This window comes from Nodosilinea nodulosa PCC 7104, assembly GCF_000309385.1.
Classification (GTDB): Bacteria; Cyanobacteriota; Cyanobacteriia; order Phormidesmidales; family Phormidesmidaceae; genus Nodosilinea; species Nodosilinea nodulosa.
Window position 1 is genome coordinate 5788580 of the sequence record NZ_JH976537.1, and the last position, 17074, is coordinate 5805653.

Consider the following 17074-nt stretch of genomic DNA (forward strand, 5'->3'; position numbering starts at 1 on the left):
CCCTAGTAGACCACTTCATAGTCAGCATGTTCAGCAGTATGGAGCTTCCAGTATTCTGCGGCGATCGCATCGCTGCTGTACTTGGGGTCATCGCCATTGACGGTGCCGCAGATTGTCACAGTTCCCACCTTAATCGGTGAATCTTTGAGGGCCGCCAGTCGGCGAACCCGGCCTCGGGCCGGGTAGGCTTGCTGGTTGACAAAAAAACGGCGACTCGAGGGCTGACCTCCTCCAGCATCTGCTGTCGCACGGTTTGCTCAATGCTTTCCAGACTATCGAGCCTGTCTCGGTTGCTATTGCGGTACAAAATCTCGGCAATCTCTGCTGTACAAGCTTCCAATCGCTTTTGGTCTTCGGGGGTCATGGTGAGTCGTCCCTGAGCTACCCCTCTATTCTCCCCCTGACACTGTTTTCGCGAAAGTGGGATGCTCCCTAGCTGCCCGACTCCAGCTGACTCTGATGGCCCACCATATCCGTCAAATTTTTCATCACGTCTTGCGTCACATCCAACGACTGGGCTTCCTGAGACTTATCAGTAATGGCACTCAACGCCTGCTCTGCGGCATCCATCTCCTGCTTCATCGCCGTTTGCCCCTCCGTTCCCAATACCGAAGTCGCCATACTGCGAGCACTTTCGCGATCGGTGGCATTGGCCAACGACTGCTGCAAGACCACCGGGTTGGCGTTGAAATTATCCAGCCGCTGCGACTCCCCCGAGGCCTGCCCCGCCACATCCCCCGTACCAGCACCTCCAATCACCTGGCCCACCTCCTGCCAGTCTCCCGGCGGGTCGGGGATACCCAACTCTCCGGTGTTGCCGCCCAACACATCGCCCAGCACGCTGCCCAAAACATCATTCACCGTGTGGGTGTAATAGCCCTCAAAAATCTGGACGTACTGATCCACAATGCTTTTGAAGGGCTGCAAGATATCGAACGCCTGGGCCGGAGCCATCAGGATTCCAGCACTGCCTAGGGATAAGGCGAGGGTTAGCAGCGTTGGCGAAGCCTCTCTGAAAGAGAATCGCTTCCACGTCCGGCGAGTTGGGGAACGAAGTACATCAGTAGACATGGTGCAAACCCTCCTGGGGTTGAGCCGTGGTAGATAAAGACATTTCAGATTGACCGATCGCCTCTAAGCTAGAGCCACCGCGAATCGCCGCCACATATTGCTCCGCAAACTTGGCGATACCCAGCAGCGAGTTACCACCATACTGAGCCAGCACCCTGGATCGCGCCGCTTGCTCATCCGGGTTATTCGCCACCGTCGCCAACTGCACCGGACTCGGATAGTAGCGGCAGTAGGTATAGAGCCCATTTGAGATCTTTTAGCGATTAGGCGAAAATTGAGGTGACGTCTATACCAGTAACCATGGCCTATTCGAGTAGTCTGACCGATGCGGAATGGGACATCCTTGAGCCTCTGTTGCCTGAGGTCTTGCCCCCGAAACACAAGACTCGTCCCCTGAGTTGGAGCTATCGAGCCCTGATTGATGGGATACTCTATCGCCTTAAGAACGGCTGCAATTGGGAAGACTTGCCCAAAGATCTGCCTCCTTATTCAACCGTTTACTGGCACTACAAGCAGTGGCGAGAGGCGGGCACGATTGAGAAACTGACGACGGTTTTGCATGAGCAGGTGCGCACCCAGGTAAAAAAAAGCCCAAATGGACCAGATTAATTATCATTGACTCCCAAGCCGTCAAAAATACCTGTAACGCCAGTGTGGACGCCAAAGGCTTCTGCTTCTACAAAGCGACGAATGGCATCAAGCGCCATCTAGCCGTCGATACCCTTGGATTTCCCTTTTTTACCCTCTGCACCCCGGCGAACCTGTCCGATGACGCTGGGTTGATTCAATTGCTGACGCAAAATATCGACTACTTTCGCTCAAAGCCCGTCAATATCCCCAAAATAACGATCCTGGTAGACCACGGCTATCATCCGGACGCGTTGCGACAGGCCCTCGAAACGGTCTATCCGCAGATTATGCGAAAGATTAAGTTCGAGCGGTCGCCGAAGCCGTCCAAAGCAGAAAAAACGGCGGCAGGTCAGACGGGATTTGTGCCCGTGGTAGCCCGCTGGGTTGTGGAGCGTTCCAATGCTTGGATGGAACGCTGCAAGAGCTTGGTCAAGAACTTTGAGAGAACCTTGGCCAATGCCACCACCCAGCTGAATCTATGCTTCGTTCGGCTAATGCTCAAGCGGCTTGCAACCGCTACGTAGAGATCTCAAATGGGTTCTATAGAGCCCGTCACTATCTAGCAGCCAGTTGGAGTACAGTTCGGATCGCTTCGGAAAAAAGCTCTCTGTGGCGTTGCGGGCAATGATCGTGCGCTCATAATGCAGCAGCCGCACAAACGATTCAATCGCCAGCGGCTGAATCTGCCCGATCAGCCGGGTATTCATGTTCTGCATAATCTGCTGCCCCGCCACGGAGTTCATGATGGTATCCGGGTCTTGCCCCGAGAGAAACACTCGAATCCCGGCTTTAGCACCGTTGGCGCAGAGCCGCCCAATCAGTCTGGAGATGGTAGGGTAGGCGAAGAGAATCGGCGACTCATCAATAAAGAAGATGGACTTGGGCGATTCCAACGCCCGCCTGAGCGCGGCGGAATAGGCACTTAGGGACAAAATCGCCGCTTCATTTTCATTGGAGAGGTTCCTCAGGGCAAACACCAGCAGTTGGGCATTGGTGGGAAACGAACTGGGCCGCCCAATCGCCTTCCCCACCCGCGAATCCAGCCAATATTCCAGCTGGAGCTGAATCTGAGATTGAGCATTGCGAATCAGCCCGACGCCCACCTCTTCTAGCTCCAACTTTTCAGGCGTGCAAAAGCTCAGCAAGTCTCGCAGCGTCGGCGTTTGCTGCCAGGCGGCAGAGCCAAAGCCCCCCTCCAGGGCAGCGGCATAGCGCTGCTGGATGTCTTCGTCCTTGAAGAAGTTAGTCAATGCGCGTCCGACGAGCGACCTCACTGTCTGCTCCAGCAGCGGATCCTCCTGGGCCGAGGGCAGCACCATCGTCACCAGCGCACTTTCCAAGAACGATTTGTAGTCCTCAAAGCGCTCCCGCTGCTGTTCAGCAGACAGATGTCTCAGGTCAGGCTGCTCCAGCAGGTTGTTGCTCTCCCGGCCAATATCGAAGTAAGCCGCTCGGGGCTTCAGAAATCCGGCATAGTCCGAGAAGGTCGAAGTGCCATCGGGTTTGGGATAGTCCAAACAGACAATCGGGTAGCCCTCCGCCAAGAACTGGGTCAGCATCCCACTCACCAACACCGACTTACCCGACCGGGTCGTACCAAAGACCGCCAGATTGCGGTGCTCACTGACAAAATCAATCCGCACCGGAGAGCCTCCCTCATCGGCAATCAGCTCAAAGCCGCTGGGACTGCCGGGGCGAGTTTGGGTCAGAGGAATTAGGCCTGGCGCTTCATGGGTCAGGTAGGTGAGCTGCCGCTTAAAAGGACTACCCAGCAGTTTGTCCCAGGCGATCGGCAGGGTCTGGAGCCAGAGCTGCCAGGTGATTTCTGTTTCTCGAATCACTTTGGCCGGGAGCTGGAAGCAGTCCGAGAGGGCCGAGCAAGCTTCATCGAGTTCCGGTAGCGATCGGCGATGCACCAGGAAAACAATGCCAATACGCACCGGCACTGCCCCTTCATAGAGCTTTTCCTGAGCCTCCACGGATCGCTTGGTCTTGATGTGAGCACCGACATCAATGCTGAGCTTTTGCGCCGCATTCTGAGCCGTCACATTACTCTGCTTGAGGATCCGCTGCATGTCGGTCTTCACCATCAGAGAGTTGGCCGCCGTGATCTGGCAGACGATTTCGGTATCCACCACATGGGAGCGGCAAAGTACTTCCCACAGGTAGCGCAGCTGCTGGCGGGTACTGACGAACCCGCCCGGCTTAGCGGTAAACGACAGCGCTCCAATGTACTGGTTCTTGATTTTGAGCCAGCGGCGATCGCCCTTCGGCACCGACGAGTGCCCCTGCTCCCCTTCCACCAAAATCGTCGCGGGATGGCTATTGGTCGTAATCACTTCAGAAAGCCCCTGGTCGTTCAGCACCAAATGCTGGGGCACGGATGGAGCCGTAGAGAGATTGAAGCGCGACCAGAGATTACCCCACAGTCCATCAGCGGTCAGCGGCGTCACATCCAACCCCATCTTGATATTCAGCAGCTGCTCCCAGCGAAGATAGCCTTCGGTAAAGGCTCCCTGGAGAAATTCTTCATATTGTCGAGCATCATCTTTGCACTGCTAAATTTGATTAAAGGCTAAAATGAGCAGTATTTTAGAGAATCGTAAGCAATATTATGGAATACCAATATCAAGTAGACAGGCATGAAAATACAATAATATTTAAAGATATGAGCCATCCATATGTAGTTGGCGACTTTATTCGTCAAGTATATGAAGGGTCTAAAAGAGGATATCAAGAGTTCAACTTGGACTTTTCAAAAGTATTAACTGCTTTTCCAAATGCATGCACTCCTATTTCTGGCTTGCTAGATTATTATGTCGAAAAAATTGGTTTAACCTTTGATTTTACAGGTGTGTCCGATTTTCTAAACAGCACTAGCTTCAACAAGCCCTTAATAATTACTAATGAAAACTTAAATAATCAAATATCTGTAATGAATACGGTCTGGAAATTTTCATCTACAGAGCAAATATTTCCATTACACAAAAAATACATCCAAGAAATTTCTAGAGCCGCAGAGTGCGAGGAAGGTGTTATTGAAGCCTTGGAATGGTCTTTGTATGAGGTTATGGATAACGTTTTACAACACTCAAGAGTAGAGAGTGGATATGTAATGGGTCAAATTCATACGACTTCAAAGCATATAGCGTTTTGTGTATACGATACTGGAATCGGAATTTTTAATTCTCTAAAGCCGACACATTATTCACCCAGAAATTGTGTTGATGCGATAACTCTAGCCATTAAAGAAGGAGTAACTCGTGATCCAAATAATGGCCAAGGTAATGGGCTTTGGGGACTTCATGATATTGTTCGATCAAATTCCGGCATGTTAAGCATAACCTCTGGAAGTGGTTATTATGGACTTCAAGGCAACGATATAAGAACTTCAGACAGAGTTCCATATCTTTCCAGAGAGAATGATTGCACTGTGATTGATTTTCAATTAGATATTGAACATCCAATATTACGGCAAGATTATCTTGGAGGAATAGATCTAGTCAACACAAGAATTGAAGCTCTTGAAGATGAAAATGAAAACATAATATATAAGTTATCAGATCAAGCCACTGGAACAGGAACGCGACAATCAGGCTCGATGTTAAGAACAGAATTAATTAATCTATCAAAAGAATCTAAAGCTGTGATAGCAATAGATTTTAGTGATATTTCAACTGTATCATCCTCTTTCGCAGACGAGTTAGTTGGAAAACTTATGGCTCATTATGGTATCACATCCTTCATGCAAGCGTTCAGGCTTTTAAATATGAATGATTTTGTTCGTTCTATTGTGGACAGATCTGTTTCTCAAAGGATGGGAGAAATTTATAAGCCGAAGTAAATGTCTTATTATTTAGAGTGAGGAGCATCTACACGGAGTAGCAATGGCAAGAAGTGTTAACGATGAAAAAGATGCTCTATTTAAAACTCTTGATCATATATCAACTATTATTGAGAAAACTGCTTTGGTAACAGGTCGGGGAAAAGCTATGTCTTTTGCTGACTCTCACAAGATTATGGAAGGGCTATTTCTTAGTGCGTGGACGCATTGGGAAGAGTTCTTGAGAGACATACTGGTTATAGATTTGGCAACTGATACTCATGGATTTTTGCGAAAGGATATAAGAAAATTTAGGGTTAAAGGCGCTCCTTTTCGCTATGCTGAAAAGCTATTGAATCATCCTGATGCTCCTAAGAGTTGGGTCGAATGGAACTACGATCAGGTTTATAAAAGAGCAGAAGATTTCCTTTCAAATGGACATCGTTATCCCAGAAAACTGCCCAGGCATGATGATATCCAGAAGCTAAAGCGTATTAGAAACGGAATTGCTCATCACAGTGATAATGCTTGGGATAGCTTCAAGAAATTAGTTAAGGAAGATCCTTTCTATCTAGCGCCAACACAATTGCGCGGTTTGACAGTAGGAAGATTTCTGGTTTCAAATCAGTGGAATGGCAAAACTGTTATTAAAGAAGCAATAGATATTATTCGTAATTCGTCCAATGCGCTTGTTCCTTGAAATGCAATTGTTTGGGAGAATGTAATCTCAGGTCATTTGTGGAATCAGAGAAATACGTCAGGATCACAATTAGACGCTATGCCCTGAGCGATGGTCATCGCCCCAGAGAGCTCCTGTGCTATGCCATCTCATCGCCTCAGCGGCAGCGCCTAAATCTGGTCTCGCTTCGCTACGCTTCAATACTGCTCTTCACACCAACCTTCAATACCAATGCAAATTCTCGTCATTGAGGATGAAGTCAATGTGGCTTCAATGATTCGGACGTGCGTAGAATCTGATGGTTATATCTGCCACGTCACCCACGATGGTCTCCAAGGACTGTCAGCGTTTCAAACCTATCAGCCCGATGTCATTTTGCTTGATTTACGAATGCCGGGAATGGATGGTTTAGAAGTCTGTACCCGCATTCGCCAGTCTAAAGCAGCGAAAGATCCCTATATTTTGATGCTGACCGCAAAAGCTGATGAAATGGACCGAATTATCGGTTTTTCAACCGGCGTCGATGATTACCTGGCCAAGCCGTTTAGTCCCCGTGAACTGCTGGTACGCATCCGCGCCTTGCTGCGTCGCGAAATGCGGCAGCAGGAATCTGAATGCGATCCCATCGAGACGCCTCACTTCCTCATTGACACCGCCAAGCGCGAGGTCTGGGTCAGGTGGGAACCCGAGCAACCCCAGTCGGTCACCTTGAGCGCTGTGGAATTTGATTTGCTGGTAACGCTCGCCAAAAGCACGGGGCGGGTCTGGAGCCGCACTCAACTGCTCGATCAGGTGTGGGGCATCGATTACCTCGGTGACGAGCGCACCGTCGATTCCTACATCAAGCGGATCCGCAAAAAGCTCAGCTTGGATACCAAGCGGTCTCAGTTCATCCGCACTGTGTCTGGGGTGGGCTACAGCTTCAATGACAGCCATGACCCACAGTAAGCCTGGCGTCCGCAGGCCATCGCTGAACCTGCGGATGCGGCTACTACTCTCCCACATTCTGGTCGGGGCGCTCAGTGTGGGCCTAATTACAGCGATTTCTCACTTCTACAAATCCTTCGCCTTCACCCGCGAGGTTTACCACCTTCAACAAGGCATTGATTTAGAGAAGGGCATTCGGGAACGGGAGGCCTTCTCAAACCAGGATATTCTCACTCGATTTCACCGGGTCAACAATCAAGGAACTCTGTTTTCGGTGGCGATTACCGTCCTCAGTCTAACGGCGTGGGGCTGTACCGTAGGCCAGCTCATCGTCTGCCCCCTCGGGAAAATTGAATGGGCCGTTCGCCAAGCGGCGGCTGGAGACTTGGCGACACGGGTTCCGTCCAGCTCTATCCCAGAAATCCATCGCTTAAGTCTCAGCATCAACAGCCTGATCGCTAGCCTACATGGCGTTGAAGAACGCCGACAGGAGCTGATGGCAGATTTAGCTCATGAACTCCGCACGCCCATGACCGTTATCTACGGCTACGTCGAGATGTTTGAAGATGGGCTGGCCGTTTCGCCTGAGATCACCCAGCCAATGCTGACCGAGATGGAGCGCTTGGAGCATCTGATAGCCGACATGCTGGAACTCTCCAAAGTCGAGGCCGGACATCTTCCCCTTTACCTGGAGAGTTTTCAGCCGGTGCCGGTGCTGCGTGACGTTCTCCAAATGTTCCGTGAGCAGGCAGTATTGGCTAACTGTCAACTTCAGATGGTTGGTTCAGACGAAGATTCCGAGATCTTCGCCGACCGCGATCGCTTCAAGCAAATCCTGATCAACCTAGTTGGTAACGCGATCGCTCATGCCGCATCAGGCACCGTCACCGTTCACCTTTGGACTCAGGCCAATGCATTCTGGGTAGCTGTGACTGATACCGGGGAGGGCATTGCCCCTGAAAACCTGCCTCGGGTATTTGAACGATTTTGGCGGGGCGACAGATCCCGCAACGTTAAGGCGGGCAGCAGTGGCATCGGCTTGGCCATCACCCAACGTCTGGTGGAATTACAGGGAGGTCACATCGAGGTCGCAAGCGAATTGGGTAATGGCACTACATTCCGGTTCTGGCTCCCGATCTCAACCCCAGAACGGCCTCAAGACGCCACCTTGCCCCAGTGCGTCAGCGGGTAGTAACACCAGAGCGCATGACCGATGCTGTCCTCAGCAGGGACAAAACCCCAGTAGTGGGAGTCATAGCTGTGGTTCCGGTTGTCCCCCAGCACGAAATACTGACCCTCCGGCACCCGGATTGGCCCAATCCCATAGTTGGGTGGAGCTTCCAGATAGGATTCTTCGAGGACTTTACCATTGACAAAGACTTTCCCAGCCTTGACCTCGACCACATCCCCTGGCAAGCCGATAATGCGCTTGATCAGGTCATCGCGGAGGTTTTGTTCCAGCAGTGCCGGAGGCGCTTTGAAGACCACCACATCGCCTCGCTGGGGGGGATGAACGTGGTAGCTCAGTTTTTCAACAATTAGATGATCTCCCACCGATAACGTCGGCACCATGGAATCAGAAGGGATAAAGCGGGTCTCCGCCACAAACGTTCGGAGCCCCAGCGCCAGCAAAACGCCAACACCCAGAGTTCGAGTTGCCGTCAGCCAGCTAGAGGAAACGTTAAACGTATGGGTCTGAATCATGATGCCCACTGGATAGGGTTGTTTTCGCCCAGATATTTTTGTGCTGCCCTTGAGCAAAGGCTTGGGCCTGTTGAAGGGCTGCTGCGGCTGCTCTCGGCATCTGTCCAAGCGTGGCTGAGTCGAGTTTAGCCACGCCATCTGATAGCACAATGTCTTGGATATAGGTGCCCGTAGGGAGTTGCACGAGCGCGATCGGCAGTGCCGCTGCTGGATCAGAATCGAGTAATGTGACCTTGACTTGATTTCGCGAAGCCTCCAGCAACATCGAGAGAATCCCGGTCGCTTCACGTTGCCAACGCTCGTCAGACTCAGCCAGTCCGGCGAGTCGAAATTGAACCGGCGATTGACCCGGTTGGTGGGCTGTTAACAAAAAGCCGTGAACCTCATCAACCGTATAGTCGGAGCCGGGAGGATCGACATCTGACCTATCGGCGAACAGGCCCAGCCGCTCCCCTTGAACGATTATCACAGGAACCCCCAGCTTGAGCCCCAAAGGCAAGCACAGTGCCAATCCGTAAAAGAGCGGGGTCAGGCGCTTCCGAAGCAGTTTCATTGCTCCTCCCTAAAACAGGTTGTAGAAGAGAACTGCCTTAATCCGGCCCGAGAGCCTATTCCAGAAGGAAGACGGATGCTCTTCAGCGACCCCTGTGTCTGGCTGACCCATTTGGTCAATCAGTCGCAGCAATTCTCCAACTTGATGTTTTGCTCTTTCCAGTTCCTCAAGGGAAACCGGATGTTGGCCAATTTCAGCCAACGTGACTTGTGCTCCCTGAATCTTCTCCTCGAACTGTTCCCACAGGGATCAGGGCTATTTCATTCTAAAAATGGTCTTGAGGGTATCTAGGCCAAATTTGCAGAGTCGTTCAGCCTGAGCCATATTGGAGAACTCGTTGGAGCGATAGAGATTGAGCGCGAAGTTACGCGCGACGGCAAAGATTTGCGGCAACTGATGCATGCGGATGCGCGAAGCATCTTCGCCTTGGGTCACATCCCGAACGTGGTGCACTTTGTTTTCGACGCCCCAATAGCCCCGAATGCGCTGAGCAAAGGATTCCGCTGATTCTAAAAACGACGCGATATAATAGCGAGTCTCGGTTTCTCGGCGGGGCTGTCCGCCGTAGTTGAATTGGCGCTCACTCTCGACGCGCACCAGTGTCTTCAGACCTGGCCAGGGCTTGATAGTATCGAGGGTTGTGCAAAGGCTAACGACCCGCTTCTCCAGTCGCCCATGCCCTTTACTAAGCTCGGTATAGCTGGCTTCAGCGATAAAGTTGGCCTGAACGCTTTTGTGCAAGCTACTTTGATTGCCTTTGAGGGCACCCAAGTAATGATTGTTGGTGTCAAGGATGAGTTGACAGGTTTTTTTGGGTGCTAACCGCATCAAAGGCAATCACCACCCCCTTGAGCGCCAGTTGCTCGATGAATTCCGGCAAGGCTTTGATTTCGTTGGTTTTATGGTTGACCTGATAGGGTTCCAGAATCAACCCACGCTCCACTAGATAGGCACTGACCAGCAGAATGGCGGGATGCGGGGGAGAGTCAGGATTGTCACGCTCTAGTTGATACGACCCGCGTAAGACTTTGCCATCTACCGCTAAGGTTTCACCCGGTAACGCTTCAATGCCAAAGAACCGCGCTAAGGCCGCTGAATACTCCCCATAGTCCAGCTTCAGTAGCACTCGGCGAATTGTACTGTAGGAGGGCAGACGACCTTTGGGCGGGTCGAAGAGGTCAATCAAATCGTGCTGGTAGCACCTGAGCCAGTCGCCAATGGACAAAAATCCTCGATTGCCTGCCGTCACTGCCAGGGTAAAAAGTGCTAGGCACAGGGCCATGTGATGCCGCTTCCCAGATGCCTTACGCACATCCGGCAGGTCCGCGAAGGCTTCGAGAATCTCAATTCTCTCAGGCCGTGCCTCAAGGCTAGGTTTCGAGCCAACGGCAGAGGATTGCGAGGGAAGATGCATAAGCCTTAGCGAAAAGGTGATCAGCCTGAAACTCTAGCATCCTCAGCCTTCCTTGAGAATGAAATGGCCCTGCCACAGGGATACTTTCCCCGTCTCATCCTCCACAGCGGCGGAGATGTTCTGGAAAAGCACCATCAGATCCACAGGTGCCCCTGAAGAAGATTGAGCCGTAATGGAACCAGCGATTTGGGTGGCCAAGCCACTCAGCTCCCCGCACATTGCCTGGAAAATCTCAGCCTCCTTTGGCGAAAGACCTTGCAAAAATACCGGACTCGCAAGCAAGTCCTCTAATCCCTGTTCATGAGTCATGGCCCTGCTAGCCTCCTCATCTCAGATGATGAGTCTGAGTCTAGGCAGGGAATAAGGCTGAGATGTGGACAAGAGAAGGCAAAATTATGACGACTTCTACATGTCTGCTTTGATTCACGGCCAGTTTTTGATTTGTGACAGGGCAAGATTGACATCTACTTGAATACCTGCGGGAAGCCGGTTGGTCATGTAGTCCTCATCAATACCCGTTGCAGCCGTAAACTCAGCCTCAATACCATCGAGAAATTGAGGGAACTTAGTCGAAATCATCCAGTCTCGATCCCAGAAGACACGCTCCAGCAAGCTCTCAATAATAGTTTCCCATTGTTCTAAATCTTGAGAGAATTCATTGAATTCAGGGATATCGATGTCTTCTTCTGCTTCAAAATCCTTTTCAGGAACTGACTTAAGCTCAGCCTTAACCAAATTCAAAAAGGCCTGCCAAAGTATTTGACGGTAGTAAAACTCATAGGGCTTTTTTCTGCCCTCGAAAAACCCTTCCTGGGAGAGTAATATTTCGTCTTCAATCGCTAGTTTCAGAGAAGCAAAAGGGAAATAAGCGGCGGCTTCTAAAACATGGGTTAACTGAGGAGGTGGAACATCAGACCTCAATAACGCCGACAAGCGAAAATGGATGATAGAAACTTTCTTCTCAAAGCTTGCTGTGTCAAATAGCCGATTGCCTGTTCCCCAGTCAAATTCCTCACAAAGTTCCTGAAGTGCTTCAAGCCGCTCAATAGCTATCTGAGTTGCGATCAAATAGAAGTCAGCTTCTGCACCTTCCAAGGTACGATTACCCCAATTTGTTCGCCAGACCATCGTCACCTCAGTACGTTGCCATAGAGATGTGATTAGACATCAAACATAGCTCTAAACCTCAGGTACCTGAATTTTAGCTAGAATACCGGCATAGTGTTTCATGATGACTTCAGGCGTATTTCCTACCCACTTGGCAACTTGTGGAATACTCACTCCTTCTTCAAGGCAGTGAGTAATGAAGGTATGCCGGGTTTGATAGGGTTTCCGGTAGCGAATTCCTAGCTTGGTCAATACCTTATGCCAGCCTCGATTTCGGAAATTATGAAAATCGACATATTTCCCTTTAGGTCCAGAGAAAAGAAAGTCATCAAACCGTACTTCATCTCCCTTCATTGCATTAAGCAACTGCGATAACTGGGTGTTGACAGGAAATTTACGGCGACTTTGACTCTTTAATCCTTCCACCAAAACCAATCCACTTTCTGACTGAACAATGACTTGTTCAAACAGGATTTGGGTTTCTGAAATATGTTTCCACTGCAAGGCAATAGCTTCAGACGGGCGACATCCCGTGTAAAACAAAAATTTCACCAAATTGGTATAGTGTCGATAATAACGATTTGTCTCAAATGCATTGATGATCGCTTGCCGCTCTTGGCGAGAAAACGGATCGATGTCGGCATCCTCATCGTTTTTTTGGGTCAGCTTGACTTCACCGGCCATGCCATCAAATGGATTATGGCTGATGAGGTGCGATCGCACGGCCCACTTACAACAGGCTCCTAACGCCTGCACAAAGCGTTTTGCCGGATCGGGTCTGAGGCTAGCTGTCGCCCAATCAAAGATTTGCTGAGCCTCGTCCAGCTTTTTATAGGGACAGCGGTTAAGGTGGCTGGTATTGACCTTGTAGCCGTTGCGCCAGGTGCCGGGTGCGACTACTGGCTGCCGTACGTCACAATAACTTTCCCAGAGGGCAGGTAGGGTAGGAACCTCAGGTGGCGTCTTGATCGCCTTTTCTTCGAACGCTTTTCGGGCGGAGGGAGATCTGTACTTGTCTAAGGTTTCATCAAAGTTGCCAGAGATGATGTCTAGCTCGATCTGCTTAGCCCGCTGCTCCGCCACGATACGGTTGGTGCGGGTATCTGGTAGGCCTATGGACAGGTAATGGCGCTTACTGCCAAAGCGAAACCGCAGTTGGAGACGGTCGTTGGAGGTAATCACCTGGACAGTCCCCTTAGAAGCCTTATCAGACGGGGGGTTCAGTACTTTTGAGGCGGTCATATGTACTACCTTCTTTTACACCCAATTTACACCCAAAGTGGACGAAAAAGGCCCAATCCAAAGGCTGGGTTACACCCAGTATAGCGTCCGGAGAGGCTGGCAATGTACCACCTTGCCCCCTGAAACCCTTGCTAGAGGGTTGTTTCACTGAAAGCCGATGGCGGGATTTGAACCCGCGACCGCTCGATTACGAATCGAGTGCTCTACCACTGAGCCACATCGGCAAGCTCATTTACAGTCACCTAGTATAGCAGCGGAGGCGATCGCAAGAACTAGCACTCCATGGCAGGAAATACCTGCCCTTAGGGCGTAGGAGATGACTCCTATGCCAGGACCTATGGCCGCCCCTATCGCTCCTATGCCCTGGCCGGTGCCCTGTCTGGGATAAGGGCGACCCACCCTTGGTAGTAGCTACACACCAGTGCGCTGCCCCAGTTTTTGCTAGGGCAGCTCTTCAGATCTCAGTAGGATAAACCCGCCCTTTCCAGGCTCCCCCTTGGCCGCGCCAGTGTCGCCAGGCCGAGTCCAGGGTCATCAAGGTATAGAGCAGCCCAATCAGCGGCAGGGCAAACCCCAGCAGCGGCGAACAGCGGTACAGCCGCAGGGTAGGGCCGTAGGCCAGCGCCATTAGCAGCCAAGTCAGTCCCGCGAGAATTGCAACCAATCCCTGTTCCGTAGCGATTCCCCAAATCAGCTCGATCGGCGGCACCAGGTAGACCAGCCCCATCCCCAGAACGGTGCCAATCAGCAGCCAGGGCGAATAGTGCAGTTGGGTATAGGCGGTACGGGCCACCATATCCCAAATGCTGCCCAGGGTGGGGTAGGGGCGCAGGCTGTGGGTGGTGGTGGTGAGGCCAAGCCAGATGGGGGGATGGGGGGACGCTGCTTTCTCCTCCTGGGATGGGGAGGGGAGGGTTGCTTTTGGCGGCTGCGATCGCTTCACCGCCGCCGCCAGTGAGCAGTCGTCGATCAGGGCATTGCGCAAAATGGTCAGCCCCCCAATCCGCTCCAGGGCCTGACGGCGAAGCAGAATGCAGCCCCCGGCGGCGGCGGCGGTGCTGCGGGCGGGGTCATTGACCCAGGGGAAGGGGTAGAGCAGCTGAAAGAAAAAGACAAAGGCGGGAATCAGCAGTTTTTCCCAGTGGCTTTCGCAGCGCAGAAGCACCATCAGGGAGGTGAGGTCTAGGGCTTCGGCCTCGGCTTTGGCGACGAGCTGGCGCAGGTTGCTGGGGCTGTGCTCAATGTCGGCATCGCTAAACAGCAGGTAGTCTGGGGGATGGGGCTGTCCCTGGGCGTAGCGCGCCCCCTGATCCATGGCCCAGAGTTTGCCGGTCCAGCCCGGGGCTAGGGGTTCCCCAGCAATGACCGTGAGCCGCTCGGTCTGGTTTGCCTGCTGGGCCACCTGTCGGGCCACCGTGGCGGTGCCGTCGGTGCTCTGGTCATCCACCAAGACAATGGCATACACTCCCGGATAGTCTTGCCTGAGCAGCGACCCCAGGGTTTGGGGCAAGACATCGGCCTCGTTTCTGGCCGGAATAATTGCCCAGACTGACGGAGAGTTTTTTCCCTGATCCACAGCAGGGGCCAGGGCTGGGGCAGCAGCATCGAGCCGCTGGTCGGCCCACCAAAATCGGCCCCAGAACCCCACCAAAACCACCCAAATAGCGAGTGATAGCGTCACCAGACCCAGCCCAATTGCGCCGCTTACCATGCCCTTTGCCCCCTGCGAATCACCCTCGGCTACGCCCCAAACCATAGCCGATCTGAAGGGCTATCTGGACTCATCCTGTGCTCGATCGCGGCTGATTTTGCACTATTCTCCTTAACAGACCCCAGAGGAAACGAATGTGGTCAGCTTTGGGTGCCGTTGAGGAGGAGACCAGTCACGATGGCGATACAGGATCAGGTGGCGGTGGATCGGCTGAGTCAGGCGATCGCCAGCAGTCAGCAGTACCTGCTCTCGATTCAGCAGTCCGATGGCCACTGGGTGGCGGAGCTGGAGTCGAATGTCACTATTACTGCCGAAATTGTGCTGCTGCACAAGATTTGGGGCACCGATGGGGCCAGGCTCATGGCCAAGGCGGAGCGCTACCTGCGATCGCAGCAGCGACCCCACGGCGGCTGGGAACTCTACTACGGCGACGGCGGCGAGCTGAGCACCACCGTTGAAGCCTACGCGGCTCTGCGGGTTTTGGGCGTACCGCCGGAGGATCCGGCGCTGCTCCAGGCCAGGGCGTTTATTCTGGCGCGGGGCGGTATTACCCAAACCCGCATCTTTACCAAGCTGCACCTGGCCCTGATTGGCTGCTACCAGTGGCGCGGCCTGCCGTCGATTCCCCCCTGGGTAATGTTTTTGCAGCCGCCTTTCCCCATTTCTATCTACGAAATGTCGAGCTGGGCGCGGGGCAGCACGGTGCCACTGCTGATCGTGTTCGATCGCAAGCCCGTCTTTGCCATTGAGCCAGCCGTTCGGCTGGACGAACTCTACGCCGAGGGTATCGAAAACGCCCGGTTTGAGCTGCCCAAAAACAACGACTGGAGCGACGGCTTTGTCTACCTCGACCAGGCCTTTAAGCTGGCCGAAAGCCTCAACCTGGTGCCCTTCCGCGAGGCGGGTATTGAGGCCGCCGAGCGCTGGGTGCTGGAACGCCAGGAGGCCAGCGGCGACTGGGGCGGCATCATCCCGGCTATGCTCAACTCGCTGCTGGCCCTGCGCTGCCTGGGTTACGACGTCAAAGACCCGATCGTGGTGCGGGGGCTCCAGGCGATCGACAACTTTGCGATCGAAACCGACGACGAGTACCGGGTGCAGGCCTGCGTTTCCCCCGTGTGGGACACCGCCCTGGTGATGCGCGCCCTGGTGGACTCGGGCCTGGCCCCCGACAGTCCCTGCCTTGTGCGCGGCGGCGAATGGCTGCTGGGCAAGCAAATTCTCGACTACGGCGACTGGGCCGTGAAAAACCGCCGGGGTAAGCCCGGGGCCTGGGCCTTTGAGTACGACAATCGCTTCTACCCCGATGTGGACGACACCGCCGTCGTTGCCATGGCCCTGAGCGCGGTCACACTGCCCAACGAGCTGCAAAAGCAGGCCGCCATCAACCGCGCCGTGGACTGGGTCGCTACCATGCAGTGCCGCCCCGGCGGCTGGGCCGCCTTTGACTACAACAACGACCAGGACTGGCTCAACGCCATCCCCTACGGCGACCTGAAGGCCATGATTGACCCCAACACCGCCGACGTCACCGCTCGGGTACTGGAGATGGCCGGGCAGCTGGCCGCCCCAACGGCGTCTTTCGCCAGGGGAGAACTCACCGACCAGCGCCTGGCTCGCGGCATTCAGTATCTGCTCCAAGAACAGGAGGCCGACGGCAGCTGGTTTGGCCGCTGGGGGGTGAACTACATCTATGGCACCAGCGGAGTGCTGTCGGCCCTGGCCCTGGTGGCCCCAGCCCAGGGCCGCTCGGCCATTCAGCGGGGCGCGGCCTGGCTGGCCGGGTGCCAAAATGCCGACGGCGGCTGGGGCGAAACCTGCGAGAGCTACAAAGACCCCAGCCTGAAGGGCCAGGGGCCGAGCACCGCCTCCCAAACCGCCTGGGCCTTGATTGGGCTGCTGGCCGCCGCCAAAATTGGGGTTCCGGTCGATCGGGGGCGGCTAGAGGCCGGGGTGCGGTACCTCATTGACACCCAGCAGGCCGACGGCACCTGGGATGAAGCGGAGTTCACCGGCACCGGATTTCCCCAGCATTTCTACATTCGCTACCACCTCTATCGGCAAAATTTTCCGCTGATGGCCCTGGGGCGCTACCGGGCCTCTGTGGGGTAGAGTCAACCCCAAGCACAGGTGCCGCCAGCTAAGCGGCCTCAAATCCTGACCTCAAGGTCAGGATAGGCCCTGGCCAGTTGCCCTTGAAAAGCCTGGGCCAG

17 protein-coding genes, 1 tRNA gene and 1 pseudogene are annotated in these 17074 nt (G+C 53.5%); 7 read left to right on the plus strand and 12 right to left on the minus strand.

Annotation, left to right across the window (positions count from 1 at the left end; genetic code table 11):
- Nucleotides 1-115 precede the first annotated feature (115 nt).
- From LEPTO7104_RS0126840 to LEPTO7104_RS0126850, 3 genes are all read right to left on the minus strand, one after another.
- Nucleotides 116-364, minus strand: a complete 249-nt coding sequence (locus LEPTO7104_RS0126840) for a hypothetical protein (protein ID WP_017301680.1) — start codon at nt 362-364, stop codon at nt 116-118.
- 68 nt (nt 365-432) lie between these two features.
- Nucleotides 433-1071 carry a hypothetical protein gene (locus tag LEPTO7104_RS0126845; protein ID WP_196358155.1) on the minus strand — a complete coding sequence of 213 codons (639 nt, stop codon included), beginning with the start codon at nt 1069-1071 and terminating at the stop codon, nt 433-435.
- Nucleotides 1061-1279, minus strand: coding sequence for a hypothetical protein (locus LEPTO7104_RS0126850; RefSeq protein WP_017301682.1), 219 nt, complete (start codon nt 1277-1279; stop codon nt 1061-1063). Before LEPTO7104_RS0126850 ends, LEPTO7104_RS0126845 begins: the two co-directional genes overlap by 11 nt.
- 92 nt (nt 1280-1371) lie before the next feature.
- Between LEPTO7104_RS0126850 and LEPTO7104_RS0126855 the strand changes: the two genes are divergently transcribed.
- Nucleotides 1372-1680 carry a transposase gene (locus LEPTO7104_RS0126855; RefSeq protein WP_017301683.1) on the plus strand — a complete coding sequence of 103 codons (309 nt, stop codon included), beginning with the start codon at nt 1372-1374 and terminating at the stop codon, nt 1678-1680.
- A gap of 2 nt (nt 1681-1682) precedes the next feature.
- A complete protein-coding gene (locus LEPTO7104_RS0126860; RefSeq protein ID WP_026073118.1) occupies nt 1683-2225 on the plus strand; it encodes a transposase in 543 nt (180 codons plus the stop codon).
- Here the strand turns inward: LEPTO7104_RS0126860 and LEPTO7104_RS35545 are convergent.
- Entirely contained in the window at nt 2193-4154 is a 1962-nt protein-coding gene (locus LEPTO7104_RS35545) for a DUF87 domain-containing protein (RefSeq protein WP_264308749.1), read from the minus strand. The two genes, LEPTO7104_RS0126860 and LEPTO7104_RS35545, sit on opposite strands and share 33 nt — an antisense overlap.
- A gap of 161 nt (nt 4155-4315) precedes the next feature.
- Between LEPTO7104_RS35545 and LEPTO7104_RS39505 the strand changes: the two genes are divergently transcribed.
- The 4 genes from LEPTO7104_RS39505 to LEPTO7104_RS35550 all read left to right on the plus strand — a co-directional run bounded on the left by LEPTO7104_RS39505 (nt 4316) and on the right by LEPTO7104_RS35550 (nt 8322).
- Complete coding sequence (locus tag LEPTO7104_RS39505) at nt 4316-5545, plus strand: STAS-like domain-containing protein (protein ID WP_083887144.1); 1230 nt, start codon at nt 4316-4318, stop codon at nt 5543-5545.
- A 43-nt stretch (nt 5546-5588) separates the two neighbouring features.
- Nucleotides 5589-6224, plus strand: coding sequence for a hypothetical protein (locus tag LEPTO7104_RS40485; protein ID WP_155523805.1), 636 nt, complete (start codon nt 5589-5591; stop codon nt 6222-6224).
- Nucleotides 6225-6434: 210 nt separating this feature from the next.
- Nucleotides 6435-7151, plus strand: a complete 717-nt coding sequence (locus LEPTO7104_RS0126870; RefSeq protein ID WP_017301687.1) for a response regulator transcription factor — start codon at nt 6435-6437, stop codon at nt 7149-7151.
- Entirely contained in the window at nt 7138-8322 is a 1185-nt protein-coding gene (locus LEPTO7104_RS35550) for a sensor histidine kinase (protein WP_017301688.1), read from the plus strand. Before LEPTO7104_RS0126870 ends, LEPTO7104_RS35550 begins: the two co-directional genes overlap by 14 nt.
- Here LEPTO7104_RS35550 and lepB read toward each other — a convergent pair.
- The 8 genes and pseudogenes from lepB to LEPTO7104_RS0126920 form a co-directional block, all read right to left on the minus strand.
- Entirely contained in the window at nt 8286-8834 is a 549-nt protein-coding gene (gene lepB / locus LEPTO7104_RS38710; protein WP_071527326.1) for a signal peptidase I, read from the minus strand. The two genes, LEPTO7104_RS35550 and lepB, sit on opposite strands and share 37 nt — an antisense overlap.
- Entirely contained in the window at nt 8812-9387 is a 576-nt protein-coding gene (locus tag LEPTO7104_RS0126885) for a hypothetical protein (RefSeq protein WP_017301690.1), read from the minus strand. The genes lepB and LEPTO7104_RS0126885 overlap by 23 nt, the downstream gene beginning before the upstream one ends.
- 255 nt (nt 9388-9642) lie before the next feature.
- A pseudogene (locus tag LEPTO7104_RS43785) lies at nt 9643-10801 on the minus strand (ISAs1 family transposase).
- A 42-nt stretch (nt 10802-10843) separates the two neighbouring features.
- A complete protein-coding gene (locus LEPTO7104_RS0126900; protein WP_017301691.1) occupies nt 10844-11110 on the minus strand; it encodes a hypothetical protein in 267 nt (88 codons plus the stop codon).
- Nucleotides 11111-11224: 114 nt separating this feature from the next.
- Nucleotides 11225-11896 (minus strand): hypothetical protein, encoded by a 672-nt coding sequence (locus LEPTO7104_RS0126905; protein ID WP_017301692.1) that lies wholly within the window; start codon nt 11894-11896, stop codon nt 11225-11227.
- An 84-nt stretch (nt 11897-11980) separates the two neighbouring features.
- Nucleotides 11981-13150, minus strand: a complete 1170-nt coding sequence (locus LEPTO7104_RS0126910) for a site-specific integrase (RefSeq protein WP_017301693.1) — start codon at nt 13148-13150, stop codon at nt 11981-11983.
- Between the two features lie 152 nt (nt 13151-13302).
- Nucleotides 13303-13374 (minus strand) — tRNA-Thr (locus LEPTO7104_RS0126915).
- A 230-nt stretch (nt 13375-13604) separates the two neighbouring features.
- Nucleotides 13605-14861 (minus strand): glycosyltransferase, encoded by a 1257-nt coding sequence (locus LEPTO7104_RS0126920; protein ID WP_026073120.1) that lies wholly within the window; start codon nt 14859-14861, stop codon nt 13605-13607.
- 177 nt (nt 14862-15038) lie between these two features.
- Here LEPTO7104_RS0126920 and shc point away from each other — a divergent pair, with 177 nt between their 5' ends.
- Nucleotides 15039-16973, plus strand: a complete 1935-nt coding sequence (shc, locus tag LEPTO7104_RS0126925) for a squalene--hopene cyclase (RefSeq protein WP_017301695.1) — start codon at nt 15039-15041, stop codon at nt 16971-16973.
- Nucleotides 16974-17074 lie beyond the last annotated feature (101 nt).

Excerpts from the sequence above, each read along its gene's own strand:
- LEPTO7104_RS0126840 (WP_017301680.1), bottom strand. The coding sequence starts at position 364 with ATGACCCCCGAAGACCAAAAGCGATTGGAAGCTTGTACAGCAGAGATT.
- LEPTO7104_RS0126845 (WP_196358155.1), bottom strand. The coding sequence starts at position 1,071 with ATGTCTACTGATGTACTTCGTTCCCCAACTCGCCGGACGTGGAAGCGA.
- LEPTO7104_RS0126855 (WP_017301683.1), top strand. The coding sequence starts at position 1,372 with ATGGCCTATTCGAGTAGTCTGACCGATGCGGAATGGGACATCCTTGAG.
- LEPTO7104_RS39505 (WP_083887144.1), top strand. The coding sequence starts at position 4,316 with ATGGAATACCAATATCAAGTAGACAGGCATGAAAATACAATAATATTT.
- LEPTO7104_RS40485 (WP_155523805.1), top strand. The coding sequence starts at position 5,589 with ATGGCAAGAAGTGTTAACGATGAAAAAGATGCTCTATTTAAAACTCTT.
- LEPTO7104_RS0126870 (WP_017301687.1), top strand. The coding sequence starts at position 6,435 with ATGCAAATTCTCGTCATTGAGGATGAAGTCAATGTGGCTTCAATGATT.
- LEPTO7104_RS35550 (WP_017301688.1), top strand. The coding sequence starts at position 7,138 with ATGACCCACAGTAAGCCTGGCGTCCGCAGGCCATCGCTGAACCTGCGG.
- lepB (WP_071527326.1), bottom strand. The coding sequence starts at position 8,834 with ATGATTCAGACCCATACGTTTAACGTTTCCTCTAGCTGGCTGACGGCA.
- LEPTO7104_RS0126885 (WP_017301690.1), bottom strand. The coding sequence starts at position 9,387 with ATGAAACTGCTTCGGAAGCGCCTGACCCCGCTCTTTTACGGATTGGCA.
- LEPTO7104_RS0126900 (WP_017301691.1), bottom strand. The coding sequence starts at position 11,110 with ATGACTCATGAACAGGGATTAGAGGACTTGCTTGCGAGTCCGGTATTT.
- LEPTO7104_RS0126910 (WP_017301693.1), bottom strand. The coding sequence starts at position 13,150 with ATGACCGCCTCAAAAGTACTGAACCCCCCGTCTGATAAGGCTTCTAAG.
- LEPTO7104_RS0126920 (WP_026073120.1), bottom strand. The coding sequence starts at position 14,861 with ATGGTAAGCGGCGCAATTGGGCTGGGTCTGGTGACGCTATCACTCGCT.
- shc (WP_017301695.1), top strand. The coding sequence starts at position 15,039 with ATGGCGATACAGGATCAGGTGGCGGTGGATCGGCTGAGTCAGGCGATC.